Source organism: Chlamydia trachomatis A/HAR-13, assembly GCF_000012125.1.
Taxonomy (GTDB): domain Bacteria; phylum Chlamydiota; class Chlamydiia; order Chlamydiales; family Chlamydiaceae; genus Chlamydia; species Chlamydia trachomatis.
On the sequence record NC_007429.1, the window covers coordinates 564,345 to 584,875 of the forward strand.

Below are 20,531 nucleotides of genomic sequence, written 5' to 3' on the forward strand. Positions count from 1 at the left end.
TGAGAAGTTCAAAAGCGTATCCCGTCTAAGGCATTAGAAGCGGCTCTAAAGAAGTTTCCTGTGGGGAACTTCTGACTATTGCTGCTAGAGAGGATACCCATCTAGAAGAAGCATTGATAGCTGGGATACGAACCACACGATACCCCTTTTGCAGCAATATAGGCACATACAGATGATCTATTTCATGTAGAGTCTCAATATGATCCGAAACAAATCCAAAAGGGACAATCACAATGTGGCGTTTCTTGGTACGCAAAGACTGACAGACCTCTTGAGTAGAGGGATCTAGCCATTTTCCAATCCCAAACTTAGATTGAAAAGCAATTTTCCCCTCTAATTCACCTCGTAATGCTTCGAAAGAAGCCTGACATTGCTGAGCATAAGGATCTCCTAAACGAATATGCCTTTGAGGTAATCCGTGTACAGAAAAAAGAAAATAGCAATCCTCGACAGCGATCTGCTGAGCGGCTAAACAGTCTCGAATATGCTGTTGCATACACGAGACAAACTCAGGATGCACTCCAAACTGCGTAATCCAAGAAATGGGTTTTTCTGGAAGATGTTGTAAGAAAAATCGAATTATACTCCCTGTTACTGCGAAGGTGTAATGTGGGAATAATGGAATCCCAACTATGCTTCCCTGGCTTTCTTGTAATGCCTGTAAGGTTTCCCGGTGAGTCTCTGGTAAATATCTATGAAAAGGAATAACTGAAGCTTGCAATTCTTGAGAGAGGTTTTGAGCTAGTCTCTCTGTATCTTGAAAAATAGGAGATCCCCCTCCTAAATAAGCGTATTGTCGCGCTACATGAGGAGCTCGACGCTTAGCAATATAAGAAAACAATGGCCTATGCAACATGGAAGGAATCATTCCTCCTGTAACATCTCGATCTGTCAATAGAGCTTGTAGAAAGCTGACAATCTCCTGAGAAGTCCTTGGACCTCCAAAATTGGCTAGTAAATATGTTACCACAGTCTCTTTAAATTCCTTGTTCTAAGGAAGCCGGGATTGCATTTTAATGGCTTTGTATCTTCCTGATCGACGAATTTTTGCCAATCCTGCATTAAATCCTTCCAATAGGGAATCCGATCCTCCTCCTCGTAACACAACTAAACGCAAACCTTCCTCATTAAGAGGTTCTGAAGCGATTCGCAAACGTCCTTTATAAGCCGTTTCTACTAAAGCAGTTGCCTCTATTACAGGCACCAATAACGCATCATAACGCTGAGTAGACAAAGCTTCTAAGGCTACAGGAATATGCTGATAGGAATCAATCACAGCATTGGGAACATTCTGTGCAATAAGAACGGATGAATCGAATTTATATACTCCGATCAACTTTCCTTCTAAATCCTGGAGAGAATGATACGGAGAATTTTCTAAAACAACAAGCACAGGCCCGGTTAATAAAACGGGATCTGAAAACTGGTACCGAGCTAACATTTCTATTGAAGGAGAGGCTGAAGTAAAGGCTCCGCTAGTCTTCTTATCATCTAAATTCTCAAAAAGATGAACCCAATCTTGGTTCACTATAGAGATATTCAACCCTTCCTTGTAATTGATCTCAGAAACTAAATCATTCACAAAGGCGTTAATTCCTGATGTATAAATACCAAATTGTTGAGGGAACCAAGTAGCATCCCTTCCGACGAGAATCTCTTGTTTCTCTCTGGAACATCCGTAGCAAAACGCTACAATAACCAAGACTAAAAAGCTTAATGGACGCAAATACTTAAATTTCACTCTAACCTCAGAGATCAGACTAGATCCCCGAATCATATTCAAGAGAAAAATTTTTATCCACCCACTATGATTACGCTTTGCTTATGTAGAATGAGCCGAGTTCTCTTGCTGAATGTATTCTGAAAGAAAAGTCCCCCCAGATTTTCTACGTTTCCGAAGCTCTAATCCCTGTACTAGAATCTCTTGCGGAGACGCGTTCTCTAAAAAGAGAATCCCATCCGGTTCTAATAGGCTTTGTTGTACAACGTACGATAAAACCTCTTGAAGAAACGCGTTCTCCAAAGCATAAGGAGGATCTATATAAACGATATCAAAAGAACGATTCTGTTTACCTAAGCGTAGCAACGCTGAACGAACGTCTTGCTTCAGGATATGAACAGGCAAATTGCTATCTAACAAAGCAAGATTAGCTCGAATTAAACGCACGGCTTCAACAGAGGAATCTACAAATGTAGCAGATTCTGCGCCTCTACTAATAGCTTCAAAGCCCATAGATCCAGATCCTGCAAACAAATCCAAAAACCGTGCGCCAACTATATGATTGGCACAAATATTAAAAACAGCCTCCTTCACCACACCACAAGTAGGACGAACAGAGGGATTAGAAAAAGTCTTTAAAGACTTCCCTTTGAATTTACCAGAAAGAATTTTCAACTGACAACCTGAGGAATAAAATCAACGTAATCGGCAGCCACGAGAGTGTACTCAATTCCTCGGATATTCCCAAATCCAGGGAAAGGTCGCGGCACCTTATGTAAATGCCCAAACAAACAACGAGAGACGCGGCCATCCATCTCTAACAAATTAGAAACTCGCCCAGGCGTCCCGTCATTACTAACCGGAGGATAGTGCGTCATAACCAAAACATCTTCTACAGAAGCGGGCAACTCTTTCAGAGCTCGCTCTAAACGACCATATTCTCGAAGGAAAATTTTATCATCTTGCTCAGTTAAAACTCTCTGAGGACCATCATGTTGCGTTTCCCAATGGAGGCAAATGTCAGAAGAATCCCATAAACGAACCCCAACAATTGCCTGATGAGCATTAAGCAACACGTATCCTTTTGAAAGATAATGAAGAGTTTCTGGCAAAACGTTCGCAAGTTTCGCAGAAGAAGCTGAACTCCAATAATCATGATTCCCACGGATCATGTATTTGATCCCGGGGAGAGCTCCTAAAAAACGAAAATCAACCTGAGCTTCTTCTAAACGCATTGCCCAGGAAATATCTCCAGGCAGACAAACGATATCATCCGATGAGACGATATCTCTCCAGTGCTTTTCGATTTTTTGGTGATACCCCACCCAAGGCTCACCAAAAACCTCCATAGTTTTCTCGGGGACTCCTAAGGATAGATGTAGATCTGCAAGGGCAAAAATACGCATGAAACCTCTTGCTTGATAGAAGAATCAGCTCTTTATTTTGCCAACCACTTTTACCTTTGTCAACAGCTCGAAAAGAAAAATCCACTCTCTAAAATACGTAATTATCTGGGATTTGCGTTCCTCTAGGAACGATGATAATACCATCTCGAACAACTAATTTCCCATCTGGAGAATCATAATCCTTATGCCCCTGCAGATTCTGTAAACGCACACCGTTTCCTATACAGCAGTTTTCATCAATAATGGTTTTATGAATTTCACAGTTTTTCCCAATCCCTAAAGGGAAAGACTCAGAACCATACGAATCGCTTCCCATCATGATAGAACGGTCAAACACAGATCCTTGGCCTATTACCCCTCGAACTCCAACGACACTATTCGAGACCTGGCCAGACTCAATCATAGCTCCTTCACACAGTAAAGAACTCGAAATTCTCGAATCTGAAATAATTGCTCCAGGAAGATGATTATTTTTACTATAGATTATCCCCCCGTCATCATAACAATTAAACCCACGAATATTGTGCGAAGGCCGTTGAGTCAAAGCCATATTAGCTTCGTAATAAGATTCTATAGTCCCGATATCTGTCCAATAACCGTCGTACAGATATGCAACAGTTTTCCCGCGATGCATTTGTCTATGAATCAGCTCTTTCCCAAAATCATCTCCAGTTTCTTCTAGAAGCAATTGGAAGAGACAATCTTTACGGAAAAGATAAATCCCCATAGATCCTAGAAAATTCCCGTGCTGAGGATCGAGACCAAATTTTTTCATCGCCGTGTTACTTAGACGAAAATGTTTCAAAATCTCTTCACTTTGAGGTTTCTCATAGAAATCAATCAGTTTCGACTCATCGTCTACTTTCAACACTCCGAATCGTGAAACATCTTTATCTGATACAGGCTGAGAAGCGATCACCATATCCGCCTGTGCATCGATAGCATAATCTACTATCGAGCGAAAATCCATATTGTATAGTTGGTCACCTGACAAGATTAAAAAATACTCTACACGAGAATCTTGTAGATAAAGAAGATTTTGGCGAATTGCATCAGCTGTTCCCTGATACCAAACCTGACTTCCATCTCGTCTTTCAGGGACCAAGAGATGAATCTGATCCTGCATGACTCCATGGTAAAAATACGTCTTAAATAAGTGTTGCTGTAAAGTATAGGTAAGGTATTGCCCGATAACAAAAATCTTGGAAAATCCTGAGGCAAAGGCATGAGATATAGGCACATCAATAAGCTTGTATCTTCCCCCAAAAGATACTGTTGGCTTACAACGCCAACAAGTTAACGGAGATAATCGTTTCCCCTCTCCTCCGCATAAGACAATAACTCCTACGTTATCTCGATAGAAATGCGATCGTTTTCGATTGATCTGCTCTTCTTTCGTCCGTCTACCAGCCATCTGTCCCCGCCACCATAAAAAATAATTTTAAAAAATAAATTATTAAAAAAGCCAGACAAACAAAACTGTAATTATTGCATGAATAATAAATCGATTTTATTTTTAGATGTTTGAAAAATAAAAATTATCTAATTTTGACAAAAAACGGACCCATGCCCTTTATAGAGATAAGAACTCTTTTCTGACTCGCCTATGCTATTCCACATCTTTGTTGGCATACCTATCCAAGAGCAGATTCCTCACCTTGAACCTCCTCTGCGGATCATTTCTTTTTATGGGAAAAGATTCTTAGGAATTTACAGTGAAACTAAAGAAAGCTTTCACTCAGATGAAGTAGCGGAACTTTTGAAGACAGCTCTACTACAATTAAAGAGGGTGGCCTTTCGGAATATTCAAACCTATCAAGCCACCCCGATCATCATACCTGAAATTCTGATCGGATAAAGACGATTCTTAATCCTTCAAGGATAACAGGAATTCTGTATTGCTATTTGTCTTTTTCAAACGGCCTAGCAGTAAATGCATAGCATCTATTGCTGTTAAACCAGCTATAGCTTGTCGGAACAACCGAATTTTCTCAAGCTCTCCAGGGTGGTACAACAATTCTTCTTTTCGTGTTCCACTCTTAATCAAATCGATAGCCGGATAGATTCTGCGATCAGAAAGATGACGGTCAAGAACCAACTCCATATTCCCAGTTCCTTTGAATTCCTCAAAGATCACTTCGTCCATTCTTGATCCTGTATCAATCAACGCTGTGGCCAAGATAGTTAACGATCCTCCGCCTTCAATATTTCTAGCTGCACCGAAGAAACGCTTAGGTTTATGTAACGCGCTAGCGTCTACTCCCCCAGTGAGGATCTTCCCTGAATGCGGCTGCACAGTATTGTATGCACGAGCTAGACGCGTAATCGAATCTAATAGAATCACAACATCCTTACCGTGTTCGACCAAACGTCTTGCCTTTTCGATCACCATTTCAGTAACCTGAATGTGTCGATCAGGTTGTTCATCAAATGTCGAGGCGACGACCTCCCCTCGAACCTGACGAATCATATCCGTCACCTCTTCAGGACGCTCATCAATTAGCAAAACAATCAGCTCTGCGTCAGGATTATTCACAGCAATAGCATGTGCAATGCTTTGCAAGATTACCGTCTTACCTGAGCGAGGAGGCGCAACGATCAATCCTCGTTGTCCCTTACCGATTGGAGCTGTTAAATCTAATACTCGCTCTGCTAAATTCTCTTTCCCCATCTCCATGATCAATCGTTCATTAGGATGAAGAGGCGTTAGGTTCTCGAATAAAACACGCTCTTTTGCCTTATCAGGCGTTGAGCCATTAATCTTATCCACTTTCAACAGCGCAAAATATTTCTCTTTTTCCTTAGGAGAACGGATCGTCCCAACGATGGTATCTCCTTTTTTCAAATCGAAACGACGGATCTGCGCAGGAGAAACATAGATATCTTCTGCGGAAGGAAGATAGTTGTAAGTGGGAGACCTAAGAAATCCAAAACCATCCGGGAGAACCTCCAGGACACCTTCTCCAATCAAGAATTCATCAGGGCGTTCAGATTTAGCCTTAACGATTTCGAACACTACCTGCGATTTCGTCAGAGAACCTACATTCTTAACTCCATATTGCCGAGCTAAAACATTCAGCTCATTAATGCCCATACGCTGTAGTTTAGCAATCTTCGTAACTGCTACTGGTTGCGAGGTTTCTTTCTCTTCTGTAGCAACAGCACTGTCTTCACTAACTTCTTTTTCCAACGATAAAGGGCCCTCGCGCCTCTTGTGCTCCTTTACCTTTTGTAAGACCTCGGCTGGACTCTCTTCTTTCATATTGTTCCCTTTAAAGCCTTAAAACATTGTTTTACTTTGCAACGAAATTCTTCTTTCGTTCCATTATTCTCTATGACCACATCCGCTCGCAGGATTTTTTCTTCTAAAGAAGAAAAGCGTGCACACCGAAGATCGAAACTGGTGTCCGAACCTCCAGTTTTTTTAAGAAAACGCTCTTTGCGTATACCTGTATCTGCAGAAATTAAAATAACCTGATCAAACCAATCCGCATACTGAATCTCATACAACAGAGGAAATTCCGCAATAAACAGAGGATACTTTTGTTCCTGAACCACGTGCGCATATTTTTCCTCAACAAAACGACACACTTCCGGATGCAAAATCTCTTCTAAAGACAGCAATAAATCCCGGTTACCAAAAACTTTTTCAGCAATGGCCTTTCTACTAAGAGTATTCTCTATGATTATCTCTGGACCCAAAAGATCAATTATACGTTGACCCACTGAGGTATAAGGAACAAGGAAACTATGAGAAACTTTATCAGCACTAATTACATAAGCTCCCAAATCTTCAAAAACCTGACACGCCTCAGTTTTCCCTGAAGAGGGATCTCCTGTAACAGAAATCTTCAATAAATCTAGCATTCCGCCCAATTTTTTCCAATTAAGACATTCACAACTAAAGGAACAGACAGCTCCATTGCAGACTCCATTTTCTCTTGAACTAGACTTCTCATCTCTTCCAATTCTTCTGCAGGGACTTCAAATAATAATTCGTCATGAATTTGTAATAATAAACGACTTTTTAATCCCCTCGACCTCATTTCGTCTGAGATATTCAACATAGCCAACTTAATTAACTCTGCAGCACTCCCTTGTATACGCGTATTTACAGCAAGTCTCCCAGAAGCGGCACGAGCTCCAGGAGAGCTCTCCCAATCGCTCAGAATACGCTCTCTCCCTAGCATTGTGGTTACTTTCTGATTCTTACTAGCTTGCTCTATCGTCTGTGTAATAAATTCTGCTGCTAGAGGATAACGCGCAAAATAGGCATCCATTAATCCCTGAGCCTCACTTACGCTAATCTTTAAAATTTTTGATAATCCATACGCCTGCTGTCCATACACTAAGCCAAAATTCACTGCTTTAGCCTGATAACGCTGCTGCTTCGTAACCTGCTCCAAAGGAACATTGAACACTTGCGAAGCGGTGAATGCATGAATATCCTCGCCAGAATTAAAAGCTCTCTTCAACATCTCATCCTGACTAAGGTGGGCAAGAAACCGTAACTCAATCTGGGAATAATCAGCGGCTAAAAAATAATCATTGTCTTTTTTAACTCGAAAAGCCTCTCGCAAAGATCTCCCTCTTTCAGAACGCACAGGAATATTTTGAAGATTAGGATCCTGACAGGATAATCTGCCTGTTACCGTTCCTACTTGGTTAAAAGTTGGATGAATTCGTTGCGTTCCCGCATTGATCTGCTTAGGCAAAGCTCGAACATATGTAGACAACATTTTCTCTGTAGCACGGAACATCAAAATCTTGGGAATAATCTCGTGACGGTCTTCTAGAGCTTCCAGAACCTCTGCCTTTGTAGATTTGGCTTTATCCACAGGCTCTATTCCCAAACGCTGATACAAAATATCTGATAACTGCTTAGGAGATTTAATATTAAATTCACAGCCAACTAAATCGTAAATTTCCTGAGAACATTCTTCGAGCTCTTTGGTTAGATCTCTATCCAAAACAGCTAATCCTTGACTATCCAAGGGCATTCCCACGCATTCCATGGCGAATAACACGGCTTCCAAGGGTTGCTCAACCGTCTCAAAAATATCTTTTAGCCCTTTTTCTTCTAACTTCACAAATAAATAATTTTTGATCGCTAGTAATTTTGAAGCAAGCATTCCGAAATATTGCAAGGGATCACGCGGTAGGCTCTGTACAGGAAGCGAGCCGGCCCCCCATTCCTTAGAAAAAAACACTGCTTCTTGAATATGTCCGGATTCCATTAACAAAGTCTGGAAAGAAATTTTTGCTCCGCCACTCACTAAATGCTCTGCTAGAACCAAATCTGCTGTTACATGAACATCGATCCCAGAATTTCTTAAAGCGTGATTATCGCGTTTAGAGCGGTATCCAAAAAATTGAGTCGCTTTATCTGCAAAAAAGTCTTTAAGCAAAGCAATCTCTTGTACACCAGATACCTCTATATAAAATACTTGGTTGGCCCCAGCTAAGGCTACGCCGTGTAGCTGCAAAGAAGGGAGATGCTCCCCAGTATAAGCCGCACAATACCCAACTTCTCCCCCCTTCAACTGTTCTAAAACAGTCTTCAAAGTTACCGGATCTGTCACAGTCTGTACCGCAATGGAACTCGTAGCAGTTTCCGCATGCTTTACCAGAGCCTTAAATCCATGCTGCAAATAAAAGGTATTCAACTGCGCTGAATCTATAGCTTGCGGAGAAAACGCAAACTCCTCAGTCGTCAACGGGAACGCGAGATCCATGTGTAACGTGGCAAGACGTTTACTCAAAAGCAACGTCTCTTTCTGATCTTCTATCATTTGTTTAGTTTTGCCAGATAAACGTTCCGTATTAGCAACTAACTCCTCTACTGATTGAAACTCCTTCAATAGAGCTTGAGCCTTTTTGGGACCACAACCAGAAACGCCAGGAATATTATCGGAAGAATCTCCCACTAGCGCCAAGTAATCTGCAATCTGCTCCGGAGGCACTCCGAACTGCGATAGTACTTCGTTATATTGGATTTCCTGTTCTTTCCAGGGATTAAATACGGAGACACGGCTGCTCACCAGTTGCAATAAGTCCTTATCGGCAGTGCAAATACACACTTCAAAACCATCTGCAACCGCTTTTTTAGTGATACTAGCAATCACATCATCAGCCTCTACACCCTTTTCTTCCAAGCACGAGATACCAAGTAATTCACAATATTGCTTCACTAAACGAATTTGCTCTGGAAGATCCCCTAACTGACGATCACGGTTACTTTTATAGTCGGCATAAAGCTCTTGACGGCTCTGCTTATTATTGGGACCATCAAATACAGCAACCACGTATTCGGGAGAGAGGTCTTTGATCAACTTATCTAAAGAGCGAATGAAACCAAATACCGCTTGCGTACTTTCTCCATTTGGACCTCGCATCTCAGGAAGAGCAAAATATGCCCGAAAAACAAATCCTGAAACATCTAAAACAAAAAGTTTTTTCATATGCACCGATCCAGCCTCAACCCATGTACCACAAAGATTTTTGTTGCTGATCAGGTAAAGCCGTCACTTGGAGTTTCCCTGTTACAAGCGGGCTATTACTTAGATAGCTAGAAAAACGTTTTAAAAAATGGCCAGAACCCAACCCAATGACTCGATAATTGTCTTTGATACCACAGGCTTCAGCCAGTTCTTCTAAAGCTTGTTCTTGAGTTTGATTGATCGCATCCACCAACCCTTCTTCCAGAGCTTGCTTCGCAATAAATACACGGGCTCCCAAAACCTTCGTTAGTTTTTCCTTAGACAGCTTCGAACGATATTTAACAACATGATCCACAAACTGTTCATAGAAAGCATCCACTATCCCCTGGCGCTCGGCGTACTCTTCCTCTGTCCATGAAGAAAAAGGATTTAACGGCGCTTTGTCATCTCCCGCTGTAAGAATAGCAGTTTCCACGCCATGTCGTTGTAAGCCTTCTTTAACACTAAAATATGGGCCCGAACGTACTCCTATTGAACCAATCAGAGAACTCGAAGTGGTTCCAATTTTATCGGCAATACAAGCAACATAATATCCTCCGGAAGCACAGAGTCCAGATACAAAGACGTGGACAGGGATTCCCCACTGTTTCTTCCAGAAAGAGAGTGTTGCGCACATCCGATCAATTTCAAAAACCTCACCACCAGGACAATCTATTTTGACTAAGATCCCTTTTACTCTTCCTTTGTAAGGAGCTTCATTTAAAGGCTGTAAAGCGGATTGTAAACGCTTTGCAGCGCCACCGCTAGCCATAATAGCATCGTTAATATCAATCACTGCAATAATGGGAGCAGTTTTCCCAAGCTCTTGAACAACTCCTTGAGCGTTGGGGAAGTTGACAAACAAAACTCCGTCTCCCGCCCCAAGAACAGAGGCCGATAGGACAAAAATGAATCCGGCAGCTCCTATCACACCTAAAAACAAACCGCAGACAGATAAAAAACCTTTTAATAAAAATCGAAAAAAATTCTTCATGCAAACCCTAATAAATCTATTAATCGCTTTTAGCATTAGCAACAAAACGGTACTAAAACAGGGGGATTATAAAAAGAATTTTTAAATAAAAATTAAAAGACCTGGAATACTATACTCCAGGTCCTTTTCTTCTCAAGACTATAAAGTTGTTACAGGTTCTTCTCGAGACTCAGCATCTACTAAAGAAGAAGCCTCTCGCTCTTCCTGTAAAACATCTTCTTCAGAAACATTGACTCTAAAAAGAGCCTCGGTCTTGGCTGTGTACTCTCTACCTAACCAAGCGATCACAAAGATCCAACTCCCTAAAGCCAGCAACAACACAATCGTAATCGCATTTAAGCTAGCTGCAACGGACGAGAAGATGATCAGCAGTCCTTGGTAAACTAAAGAGCCCCCTGACTTCCCTACTCTGGAGATCACCCCATCAATAGCCGCCTTACCGTAATTCTTCTCATCATCTTCCAAAGGAATAAATGCCATCTCCTTGGTTTGATCGAAATAGGTGAACTTAATTGCTCTCGAGAAGACGTTCTGAACACCTCCTAACCAAGCAGTAAGAACTAGCGGAGAGATCCCTAAGATCCCGCCAAAAATCATAGCATCCCCTTTTACAGCATAGATAGCACCAAAGAACAAGGCTCCTGTAATCAACATGGTTAAAGGGGGTACCAAGGCGCCAATAGTCCATCCCCAACGGCGAATAGTTTGTCCAGCAGCGAAAATCCCTGTCAAAGCTGAGACGATTCCTGTGAGCGTCGTAATCCTACTCATATAAGAATTAAATTCTACTCGAGAAGCATAAATCCGACAGACTTGGTCTTTCCAAACGACTTCAAAAAGGTGAATGACTAAATTGTAAGAGAGTACGACGACGGCGATGCCTAATAGATAGCGGGAGCGGAGGAGAAGAGCGAAGAGACTTTTTGCTTTTGCCTTCGACCGCTTTTTCTCTTTCTTAAGCTGAGCGACCGACATTTCTGCTGCCAACCCCTCTTTTAACATTGACGTCTCATCCATCAAGCGATCTAACTTCTGATATAGATAGAGGATTACCCCGCCGGCCAGCACGATAAGTAGAGTGATATTGAGCAACACCTCATGCCAAGGATCTACGGCCATAGGGAAGGCAATTACAGGATTTCTACCGAGCCACAAAGAAACCTCTCCAGCAAAAACAGAAGAGAGGTTTAATCCAGTATTAATAAGAGCGTAAAACCGCCCTGCTTCGCGAACACTCGTAATATGGTTGGCTACCCCCCAAAACAGAGTAGACAAAACTATGGAACTCCATAACTCAGACATCACATAATACAGGCTATAGCTCCAGTATTGAACCATCACTACAAAACCTCTTCCCCCCGGAGGTAAGATGGACTGTAGTTTTGCCGCCAATTTATTTAGATGCAGCGCATCTCCTATGGGATAAATCACTGTGGCGAACAACGCAAAAAAGCCTAAAAAACCGCCGACTAAAGAGATAAACACGGTACCTCTTGAATAACGTCGACTCATCCATCCATAGATCATGGTGACGATAACGGCCCCAGGGACAATCCCCCAGACTTTCAAGAAAGGTATGACTTCCGCCCCTGCTCTAGACCCGACTAAAACAAGGGAGTCTTTCGTGGTCTTTAATAAAGCGTAGTTAACACCTACAAAAAAAGCTAAAAAGAATAAGGGTATAAATTTAGAGAATTCTGACCTGTATATGGGGAAAAAGTATCCCCTGAACTTCGAAAAGGATTTTACCTCGGAAGACATACACTCCTTCCTAATTTAATAAATATTGAAGACTTTGGGAAAAATTTTTGTGATGCGAGGAACCTCGCACTCTGTTGAAATTTGGGATAATTACTGGATGCTTGGCAATGCATAATTACAAGATTTTTATGAAATCCAGGGAACTAGAATACCGCACTTGCTGCTAAAATTCAAGTTCTTGATCACTCCGCCTCCTCTTTTCTTTGGGCACCTACTCCAAACAGTGCCGCCTATAATCCAAAACTCTCTCTAAAAAGTAGAGAGCCCCGAGGATCACTAAGGGAGCTAACCAAAGAACTGGCATCTCCATCCCTATCGTCATCCCAAATAAAATAAAGAATTGAACAACTGTAAAAAACTTTCCAAAAGACAATGCTCTGTAATCATATCCCTTCCATCCTCGAACCCAGGATAGATAGAACCCGAAGAACACTAAAAAAATATCTCTAGAAAAAATCAGAGCGAGGTGCGTAAGCCCTAGAGAGTTTTCCCAAAATAGAACCCCCACACAGATTAAAAAAAATATTTTATCTGTGGCAGGGTCAAGAATGGAGCCCAAGCGACTTGTAGCATTGTAGCGTCTAGCCAGATAGCCATCTAGAACATCGCTAACCATCGCAGCAAAGATAACCAACAACCTTGTTATAATTCTCTCTTGGCAGAAAAGAAGGGCTAACCACACCCTGGACAAAGAAAGGAGATTACAGAATTGTCTCATAACGTTGATTCGGAAGCTTGTCTTGAAAATTCTTAGCCTCCAGCGCAATGACACATATTATGAAACATAGACACTCCAAAAGCAAGCAGAGAGTTTAGCTATGTTTCCCGCCATTTCCCCCAGCTTATCAACAAAAAACATTCAAACAAACAAAAATTTCAGAAAACACAATGTAAAGAAACGGAAAGAGAGGGATTCGAACCCTCGGTACCCTTTAAGGGGTACGCGTCCTTAGCAGGGACGTACTTTCGACCACTCAGTCATCTTTCCAACGAAACAACCGGCCCAAAAAGCTCCGAAGGGATAAATTTACACGAGAGTTTTTTTTTTGAAAAGCATAAGAGTCAGAATCCTTGCTTCCTAAAAAAGAAGTTGACTGTCTAAAAACCCCGTCTCTAACCAAGAAAACGATATTTTTCTTCCCCTCCCCTTTCCTCTTGAGGATATATTCCCCTATACCCTAACCTGGCCGAGAGAGCTTCCTTTACCAACCATAAAAATAATCCTCTAACTATGGCGACCCAGACAAAAAAACCCCAACCCACTCAACTCCTCTCTCTTCCTAATTCTAAGGAATCTGAAATGATTGTACTGGGGTGTATGTTGACCAGTGTCAATCATTTGAACCTTGCTGCCAACCTTCTTCAGGAAGATGATTTCTACTTCTTAGAGCATCGTATTATTTTTCGTGTGTTGCAGGACGCTTTCAAGTCTGACCGCCCCATGGATCCCCATCTTACGGGAGAAGAACTCAAACGCCGAGATCAACTCAATATCATTGGAGGCCCCTCTTATCTAATCACTCTCTCTGAATTTGCAGGGACATCTGCCTATATTGAAGAATACGCAGAAATTATCCGCTCCAAATCTATTCTAAGAAAAATGATTCAAGCGGCCAAAGATATCGAAAAGAAAGCCGCTGAAGAGCCACGTGACGTCACTACCGCTTTAGATGATGCTCAAAACTTATTGTTTCGCATAAGCCAAACAACTAACTTAGCCCCCCATGTCCTTGTTGCAGACAAACTCAAAGGAGTTGCTTCTTCTAAAGACAAATCCTTCTTACTCGCTTTACAAGAACGCCAAGAAGCTTTCCAAGCAAGTGCTCATGACTCAAGCTCTCCTATGCTCTCAGGCTTCCCCACTCATTTCTTAGATCTAGATAGAATGATTAGTGGGTTCAGCCCCTCTAACTTGATCATTCTTGCTGCTCGTCCTGCTATGGGGAAAACTGCTTTAGCTCTTAACATTGTAGAGAATTTTTGTTTTGATAGCCGGCTTCCTGTAGGAATTTTTTCATTAGAGATGACTGTAGACCAGTTAATCCATCGCATCATCTGCTCGCGTTCCGAAGTAGAAGCTAAAAAAATTAGCGTGGGAGATATTTCTGGTAGAGATTTTCAACGCGTGGTCTCTGTGGTAAGAGAGATGGAAGAACATACTCTACTCATAGATGACTACCCGGGATTGAAAATCACAGATCTTCGAGCACGCGCAAGAAGAATGAAAGAAAGCTACGATATCCAATTTCTAGTTATTGACTACCTACAATTAATCTCTAGCTCTGGGAACCTAAGAAATTCTGATTCGCGAAACCAAGAAATTTCTGAAATCTCCAGAATGCTTAAAAATTTGGCTCGAGAACTCAATATTCCTATTCTCTGCCTCTCTCAATTATCTAGAAAAGTAGAAGACAGAGCTAATCACAGACCTTTGATGAGCGATTTAAGAGAAAGTGGAAGCATTGAACAAGATGCTGACCAAATTATGTTTTTACTTCGCCGCGAATATTATGATCCTAATGATAAACCTGGAACAGCAGAGTTGATTGTGGCTAAAAACCGCCACGGCTCCATTGGATCTGTACAATTAGTTTTTGAAAAAGACTTCGCTCGATTCCGAAATTATGCTGGCTGTGAGTTCCCTGGATAAACAAGTTTATTCCCAAAAATTGACAGCCATTGTAAACTTCTTCCCATCGCCTGGTGAAAGCCGGCGATACACTTTGAGAAAAAAACCTATGAGGATCGGGTGCTTGCCCGATTCTCATAGGCATTAGCTGAGTCTTTTCAAAAGACTTACCAATTATTCCTTGCGTAAACCATTAAGAAGAAAACCATGTCATCTGTTAAGAAAAAACGAAGACTTAAGATCGCCAAGCATAAGCGTAAAAAAAGACGTCGAAGAGATCGGCATAAAAATAGATAGTTAAATTGTTTGGGTTCTATGTGGACGTTTCCTGTTGATTACGATGTGATAGTCATTGGCGCAGGACATGCTGGTTGTGAAGCTGCGTATTGTGCTGCTAAGATGGGAGCGTCTGTCTTGCTTCTGACCTCAAATTTAGACACTGTTGCAAAACTCAGTTGTAATCCTGCTGTAGGAGGTATCGGTAAGGGACACATCGTCCGAGAAATCGATGCTCTCGGTGGGATTATGGCTGAAATTACTGATCTATCAGGAATTCAATTCCGAATCTTAAATCAAACTAAAGGTCCCGCAGTACGCGCTCCTCGCGCTCAAGTTGACAAACAGCTGTATCATATTCATATGAAACGCTTGTTAGAACAGGTTCCTGGACTGCATATCATGCAGGGAACAGCTGAGGCACTTTTAGACAATGGCGAAAAAGTTTTAGGAGTCTCTACAAAAGAAGGTTGGGCCTATCTAGGGAAAACCGTTGTTTTGTCTTCTGGAACTTTTATGCGAGGACTTATTCACATTGGAACCCAGAACTTCTCTGGGGGACGATTGGGCGATGCAGCTTCTTTAGGTCTTTCTGAAGATTTAAAACGCTTAGGGTTCCCATTAGGACGTTTGAAAACAGGAACTCCTGCTCGTCTGTTAGCCTCATCTATTGATTTTTCTGTAATGGAAGAGCAACCAGGTGATCATAACGTTTGTTTCGTTCATCGAAACGAGATGTTTGTTCCTACATTGCCACAGGTTTCTTGTCACATTACTCATACCACTGATCAAACAAAAGATCTTATAACCAAAAATCTGCATCGTTCCGCTTTGTATGGAGGGCGAATCGAAGGGGTTGGGCCACGATATTGCCCCTCTATTGAGGATAAAATCGTGAAATTTGCAGATAAAGACCGCCACCATATTTTTATTGAGCCTGAAGGACTTAACACACAAGAAGTTTATGTGAACGGTCTCTCTACATCGATGCCTTTCGATGTGCAGTACGATATTATTCGCTCGGTTTCTGGATTAGAAAACGCGATCATCACTCGCCCTGCCTATGCCATAGAATATGATTATGTTCATGGGAACGTTATTTTTCCTTCTTTAGAATCCAAACTAATCGAAGGACTCTTCTTGTGTGGGCAAATCAATGGCACAACAGGATACGAAGAAGCGGCTGCACAAGGCTTGATTGCTGGAGTTAATGCCGTAAATAAAGTCTTACGCCATCCTCCATTTGTTCCGAGCCGCCAAGAGTCTTATATTGGGGTCATGTTGGATGATCTCACTACCCAAGTACTGGACGAGCCTTATCGCATGTTCACCAGTAGGGCAGAACATCGTTTATTACTGCGGCAAGATAACGCAGGCATGAGACTTTCTCACTATGGGCACTCCTTAGGACTACTGTCTAGCGAGCGCTATGCTATGTTCCAAGAACAAAAAGCTTGTATAGAACAAGAAAAAGAACGGTTATCTAAGACTTTCCGAAAATATGGTGATACGGTAGTCCCATTAACCAAAGTTCTATGTCGTCCCGAAGTTTCTTATCAACAGCTTCTTACAGAATTTCCTGCAGATGTTAGAGATTTAGGTCCTGTTGTAGGTGCTTCTTTGGAGATGGAGATCAAATATTCCGGCTATATCTCCCGACAACAAACGTTAATTCGTAGTATGGAGAGATCCGAAAATATTTCAATTCCTGAGGATATTGACTACCACAGCATCTCAGCGCTTAGCTTAGAAGCTAGAGAAAAGCTTTCTAAATTTACTCCACGCACTATTGGGTCTGCAGCTAGAATTTCTGGGATTTCTGTGGCAGATATTCAAGTGCTCATGGTCTCTTTGAAGAAAGATGCTCATTAATTGCGTTTTTGTTCATTGCGAAGGGCTGCCTATTTTTAAACAGCTCCAACTCGAAGAAGCTCTTCTACGAACCTCTTCACAAAATTTCTGTCTGGTAAATACACATCTTCCGGAAGCTGTGGTATTGGGTATTTCCCGCAAGCCTGAACGAGATCTTCACGTAGAACATTTAAAAGAAGACGGAATCCCTATTATCCGTCGCTATAGCGGCGGAGGGACTGTTTTTTTGGATGCAGATAGCTTGATGGTCTCCTGGATTATAAATTCCCCTACTCCATCTCCATCTTCAAAAGATCTCCTGCAATGGACTCAAGATATTTATGCTCCTATCTTCCCTACAGGATTTAAAATTACAGAAAATGATTACACTTTTTTGGATAAAAAAATTGGCGGGAATGCGCAGTACATCCAAAAATATCGATGGGTTCATCACACAACATTTCTTTGGAATATGAATCCTAAAAAGCTTGCTCGCTACCTTCCTACTCCTGAAATTCAACCTTCTTATCGACAAAATCGTTCTCATGATGAATTTCTAACCACAATCTATGAACTTTTTGATTCAAGAGAAGATTTCTTATCCCAGTTAAAGCAATCTGCAGCAAGTAAGATGGTGTGGGAACAAGGTTCTATACAAACACTCACTCCGATGCTCAGCCTTCCTCACCGAAAAGCTACACAAATCCTATAAAAAAAAACACCCCCCTCTGCACGGTGCAGAGGGGGGCTTGCACAATCTCAAAAACACTACGCTACAGAGTTAACTATTTCTGTCTTAGCAAAGAAATAGCTTACCTCAATAGCGGCATTCTCTAGACTATCGGACCCATGAACAGCATTTACTCCTATCGATTCTCCGAATAAAGCTCGAATCGAACCTTCCGCAGCTTCTTTAGGATTCGTTGCTCCCATCAACTCTCTGTTACGGGCGACAGCGTTTTCCCCTTGCAGTACCATTACTACAACAGGACCAGAAATCATAAAGTCTACCAGTTCTTGGAAAAAAGGTCTCTCTTTATGAACAACATAAAATCCTTCTGCCTCTTTTACCGAGAGATGAACCATTTTCATGGCTGCAATTCTTAGCCCAGATTTTTCAAAAATAGCAATAATTTCCCCTATATGAGCCTTGCCTACAGAATCAGGTTTGATAATTGATAGAGTTTGTTCCATGTATTCTCCTTTTTGCCTCTCTTTCTCCTGTGCCATAGCACGCACAAGCGAGTCATCTCTTCCATAGAAACGAAATGAGGCTGATTTTCAACACAATTGTAAGAAAACTATAACTTAGCTCAGCATTTTCAGAAATACCTGCGAAAGGATCCCTGATTTCTAGCTTTTTCTTAATGCTATAGGAAGCAGTTCGGCTACTGAAGCTTCTTCAGATAATTCTTTTACAGCCTCGGTCATCATACGATCTGCTGCAAGACGAGAGAACCCAAGATTCATTAGAGCTCCGATTCCTTCTTTGAAAGAAGAATTCGCTGTCGAGGAAGGAACTACGGGTTCCTCTAAGTAAAGGGGCATCAAAGTAGGAAGTTTTTGTTTAAGATCCACCATCAGCTTTTCTGCTGTTTTTTTCCCTATCCCAGGAACAGACGCAATAGCTTTCACATTTTCTAAGCGCGCAATAGAACACAACTCTTGCAAAGGGAACATATTTAAAATAGATAGTCCTGTTTTAGGGCCAATACCAGAAAAAGAAATTAATAAACGAAAACACTCCTTTTCAGCGCGAGAGCTAAAACCGTATAGAACGTGCTCAGTTTCACGAATGACGCTATGAACATAAATCAGCACCTCTTGATGCATAAATGCGCGCAAATCTACTGAAAAACGCTCAGAAAGCATAATAGCATATCCTATGCCGAAGCTTTCAATCACAACATAAGACTCATTAATATGAGTCAAAGTGCCTTTAATATACTCGTACATGAGTGCCTAATTCTATCTGTTATACAAGAGTCTTCTTTAAATCCTGATAAAGAGCGAGATGTGCGTGGCACATGGCTAAAGCAAAGGCATCCGCTATATCCTCATTATCTTCTGCTAAAAGATCTGGAACACGCAATAATTTGCTCACCATTAACTGTACCTGCTTCTTAGAAGCATTGCCTTTACCCACAGCAGCTTTTTTAGCCGTATTGGGAGCGTATTCAAATACAGGGACATCCTGTAAAGATGCCGCTAATAATAAAACACCTCTAGCCATTCCCAGCTTAATGGTACTTTGGGGATTTTTATGGACGTACTGCGTCTCTAAAACAACAGCTTTAGGAGACTCTTGTTGAAGAATTGTGGAAATCTCTGTAAACAACTGTTTATAACGATGAGCCAAAGCTAACTTCTGAGAGAGCTTAACCTTTCCAAAACTATGTGGGTGAATGTGATATCGATTTTCTACCTTAATCAACGCGTATCCACAAACTAACGTTCCTGGATCTATCCCCATGATCAAATCAGCCATGCCTTTCTTAACACTCGCGTCTTGTCATTTTCTATATTTGTGCAAATTTTACACAATAAAGGAAAGGGTTACTAACGAAATCAGGAATCTCCCAAAAGGCTTTACTATCAAACCTCTTCTTTCGCTAAAAAGCGATCTATTTGCTCTTCAAGTACTCGAATCTTATGTTCATAACATAGCCTACGGCCTTCGCTGACTTCCATCTGCTGAACACTTTCAACTAAATCACGTTTCAACTCATCGATCACATCATTTTGATGACGCGCTTGTTGTAATTTTTCTGCTAAACGATTTTGCAACCAATGATTTTCTGCCTGTAATTTAGAAATCTCTTGCTGATTTGCATTTTCTTGAGATGCCAATTGAGATTTCAGCTCACAGACCTGTTGTTCCCATTCTGCTAATGATTGTTCTTTACTCGCAGATTGGATTTGCATCTGCTTCTTGTTTCTAAGCAAATCTTCGCTCATTTTTGAACAAGCACCAAACAACATCTGAAAAGTATTCTCCCATTCCACAATATCAGAGTCTTTCCAAAGACAAAACAGCTGAAGTATGGAACGAGAATATTCTTCGTATTGATCAGGAGAAGTAAATGCACGAACTTTGCGAAACCGTAACAAAGACAACAGACGTAGCTTAACTAAAGACCAAAGCCACATCAAAAAGATACCCCGAGTTAAATAGCTCTCCTCATCTATAAATCAAAAAGGTATTATTGTCTCAAGAACCAGAGAAAAAAGATGTGCTCAGAACAAGACTCGAACTTGCACGGGCCAAAGCCCAAGGGATTTTAAGTCCCTAGTGTCTACCATTCCACCATCTGAGCAAAAACGACGAGGACCCTAAAGAGTCCTCGCCACAGCTTTACAAGAAGTTCTAGCACGCACGACTGGAAAAGCTACAATGGATTGTATGTTAAAGTTC

General features: G+C 41.5%; 21 protein-coding genes and 2 tRNA genes. 5 read left to right on the forward strand and 18 right to left on the reverse strand.

Annotated features, from left to right (window positions below; translation table 11 throughout):
* Positions 1-25: 25 nt before the first annotated feature.
* From hemH to glgC, 5 genes are all read right to left on the reverse strand, one after another.
* Positions 26-970, reverse strand: a complete 945-nt coding sequence (gene hemH / locus CTA_RS02635) for a ferrochelatase (RefSeq protein WP_011324752.1) — start codon at positions 968-970, stop codon at positions 26-28.
* Between the two features lie 21 nt (positions 971-991).
* Complete coding sequence (locus tag CTA_RS02640) at positions 992-1,777, reverse strand: transporter substrate-binding domain-containing protein (protein ID WP_009871848.1); 786 nt, start codon at positions 1,775-1,777, stop codon at positions 992-994.
* 45 nt (positions 1,778-1,822) lie between these two features.
* Complete coding sequence (gene rsmD / locus CTA_RS02645; protein ID WP_009871849.1) at positions 1,823-2,395, reverse strand: 16S rRNA (guanine(966)-N(2))-methyltransferase RsmD; 573 nt, start codon at positions 2,393-2,395, stop codon at positions 1,823-1,825.
* On the reverse strand, positions 2,392-3,126 hold the full coding sequence (locus CTA_RS02650; protein WP_009871850.1) for a metallophosphoesterase: 735 nt from the start codon (positions 3,124-3,126) through the stop codon (positions 2,392-2,394). The genes rsmD and CTA_RS02650 overlap by 4 nt, the downstream gene beginning before the upstream one ends.
* Positions 3,127-3,214: 88 nt before the next feature.
* Positions 3,215-4,540 (reverse strand): glucose-1-phosphate adenylyltransferase, encoded by a 1,326-nt coding sequence (gene glgC, locus CTA_RS02655; RefSeq protein ID WP_009871851.1) that lies wholly within the window; start codon positions 4,538-4,540, stop codon positions 3,215-3,217.
* Positions 4,541-4,732: 192 nt separating this feature from the next.
* On the opposite strand from glgC, the gene CTA_RS02660 reads away from it, so the two are divergent.
* Complete coding sequence (locus tag CTA_RS02660) at positions 4,733-4,984, forward strand: hypothetical protein (protein ID WP_009871852.1); 252 nt, start codon at positions 4,733-4,735, stop codon at positions 4,982-4,984.
* A 9-nt stretch (positions 4,985-4,993) separates the two neighbouring features.
* Here CTA_RS02660 and rho read toward each other — a convergent pair whose 3' ends face one another.
* From rho to CTA_RS02700, 8 genes are all read right to left on the reverse strand, one after another.
* The gene (rho, locus tag CTA_RS02665) at positions 4,994-6,388 is read right to left on the reverse strand and encodes a transcription termination factor Rho (RefSeq protein WP_009871853.1); all 1,395 of its coding nucleotides are present in this window, start codon (positions 6,386-6,388) and stop codon (positions 4,994-4,996) included.
* Entirely contained in the window at positions 6,385-6,993 is a 609-nt protein-coding gene (gene coaE / locus CTA_RS02670; protein ID WP_011324753.1) for a dephospho-CoA kinase, read from the reverse strand. The genes rho and coaE overlap by 4 nt, the downstream gene beginning before the upstream one ends.
* Positions 6,987-9,587: a DNA polymerase I gene (polA, locus tag CTA_RS02675; RefSeq protein WP_009871855.1), complete on the reverse strand. Its 2,601-nt coding sequence runs from the start codon at positions 9,585-9,587 to the stop codon at positions 6,987-6,989. The genes coaE and polA overlap by 7 nt, the downstream gene beginning before the upstream one ends.
* A gap of 16 nt (positions 9,588-9,603) precedes the next feature.
* Positions 9,604-10,599 carry a S49 family peptidase gene (locus CTA_RS02680; protein ID WP_009871856.1) on the reverse strand — a complete coding sequence of 332 codons (996 nt, stop codon included), beginning with the start codon at positions 10,597-10,599 and terminating at the stop codon, positions 9,604-9,606.
* A 138-nt stretch (positions 10,600-10,737) separates the two neighbouring features.
* Positions 10,738-12,360, reverse strand: a complete 1,623-nt coding sequence (gene npt2, locus CTA_RS02685; protein ID WP_009871857.1) for an NTP/H+ exchange transporter Npt2 — start codon at positions 12,358-12,360, stop codon at positions 10,738-10,740.
* A gap of 211 nt (positions 12,361-12,571) precedes the next feature.
* Entirely contained in the window at positions 12,572-13,078 is a 507-nt protein-coding gene (locus CTA_RS02690; RefSeq protein ID WP_009871858.1) for a CDP-alcohol phosphatidyltransferase family protein, read from the reverse strand.
* Positions 13,079-13,259: 181 nt separating this feature from the next.
* Positions 13,260-13,348 (reverse strand) — tRNA-Ser (locus tag CTA_RS02695).
* A 125-nt stretch (positions 13,349-13,473) separates the two neighbouring features.
* Positions 13,474-13,623, reverse strand: coding sequence for a hypothetical protein (locus CTA_RS02700; RefSeq protein ID WP_009871860.1), 150 nt, complete (start codon positions 13,621-13,623; stop codon positions 13,474-13,476).
* Here CTA_RS02700 and dnaB point away from each other — a divergent pair.
* The 4 genes from dnaB to CTA_RS02715 all read left to right on the forward strand — a co-directional run bounded on the left by dnaB (position 13,592) and on the right by CTA_RS02715 (position 17,828).
* On the forward strand, positions 13,592-15,010 hold the full coding sequence (gene dnaB, locus CTA_RS02705) for a replicative DNA helicase (RefSeq protein ID WP_009871861.1): 1,419 nt from the start codon (positions 13,592-13,594) through the stop codon (positions 15,008-15,010). The genes CTA_RS02700 and dnaB overlap by 32 nt on opposite strands.
* Positions 15,011-15,196: 186 nt before the next feature.
* A complete protein-coding gene (locus tag CTA_RS04990) occupies positions 15,197-15,286 on the forward strand; it encodes an AURKAIP1/COX24 domain-containing protein (protein WP_071804592.1) in 90 nt (29 codons plus the stop codon).
* A gap of 18 nt (positions 15,287-15,304) precedes the next feature.
* Entirely contained in the window at positions 15,305-17,137 is a 1,833-nt protein-coding gene (mnmG, locus tag CTA_RS02710; protein ID WP_011324754.1) for a tRNA uridine-5-carboxymethylaminomethyl(34) synthesis enzyme MnmG, read from the forward strand.
* Positions 17,127-17,828 (forward strand): lipoate--protein ligase family protein, encoded by a 702-nt coding sequence (locus CTA_RS02715; RefSeq protein ID WP_009871863.1) that lies wholly within the window; start codon positions 17,127-17,129, stop codon positions 17,826-17,828. The genes mnmG and CTA_RS02715 overlap by 11 nt, the downstream gene beginning before the upstream one ends.
* 56 nt (positions 17,829-17,884) lie before the next feature.
* Here CTA_RS02715 and ndk read toward each other — a convergent pair whose 3' ends face one another.
* From ndk to CTA_RS02740, 5 genes are all read right to left on the reverse strand, one after another.
* Positions 17,885-18,310: a nucleoside-diphosphate kinase gene (ndk, locus tag CTA_RS02720; RefSeq protein ID WP_009871864.1), complete on the reverse strand. Its 426-nt coding sequence runs from the start codon at positions 18,308-18,310 to the stop codon at positions 17,885-17,887.
* Between the two features lie 159 nt (positions 18,311-18,469).
* Entirely contained in the window at positions 18,470-19,072 is a 603-nt protein-coding gene (gene ruvA / locus CTA_RS02725) for a Holliday junction branch migration protein RuvA (protein WP_011324755.1), read from the reverse strand.
* A 19-nt stretch (positions 19,073-19,091) separates the two neighbouring features.
* Positions 19,092-19,604 (reverse strand): crossover junction endodeoxyribonuclease RuvC, encoded by a 513-nt coding sequence (gene ruvC, locus CTA_RS02730; protein WP_011324756.1) that lies wholly within the window; start codon positions 19,602-19,604, stop codon positions 19,092-19,094.
* Between the two features lie 107 nt (positions 19,605-19,711).
* Positions 19,712-20,266, reverse strand: a complete 555-nt coding sequence (locus CTA_RS02735) for a hypothetical protein (protein ID WP_009871867.1) — start codon at positions 20,264-20,266, stop codon at positions 19,712-19,714.
* A gap of 84 nt (positions 20,267-20,350) precedes the next feature.
* Positions 20,351-20,433 (reverse strand) — tRNA-Leu (locus CTA_RS02740).
* Between the last annotated feature and the right edge of the window lie 98 nt (positions 20,434-20,531).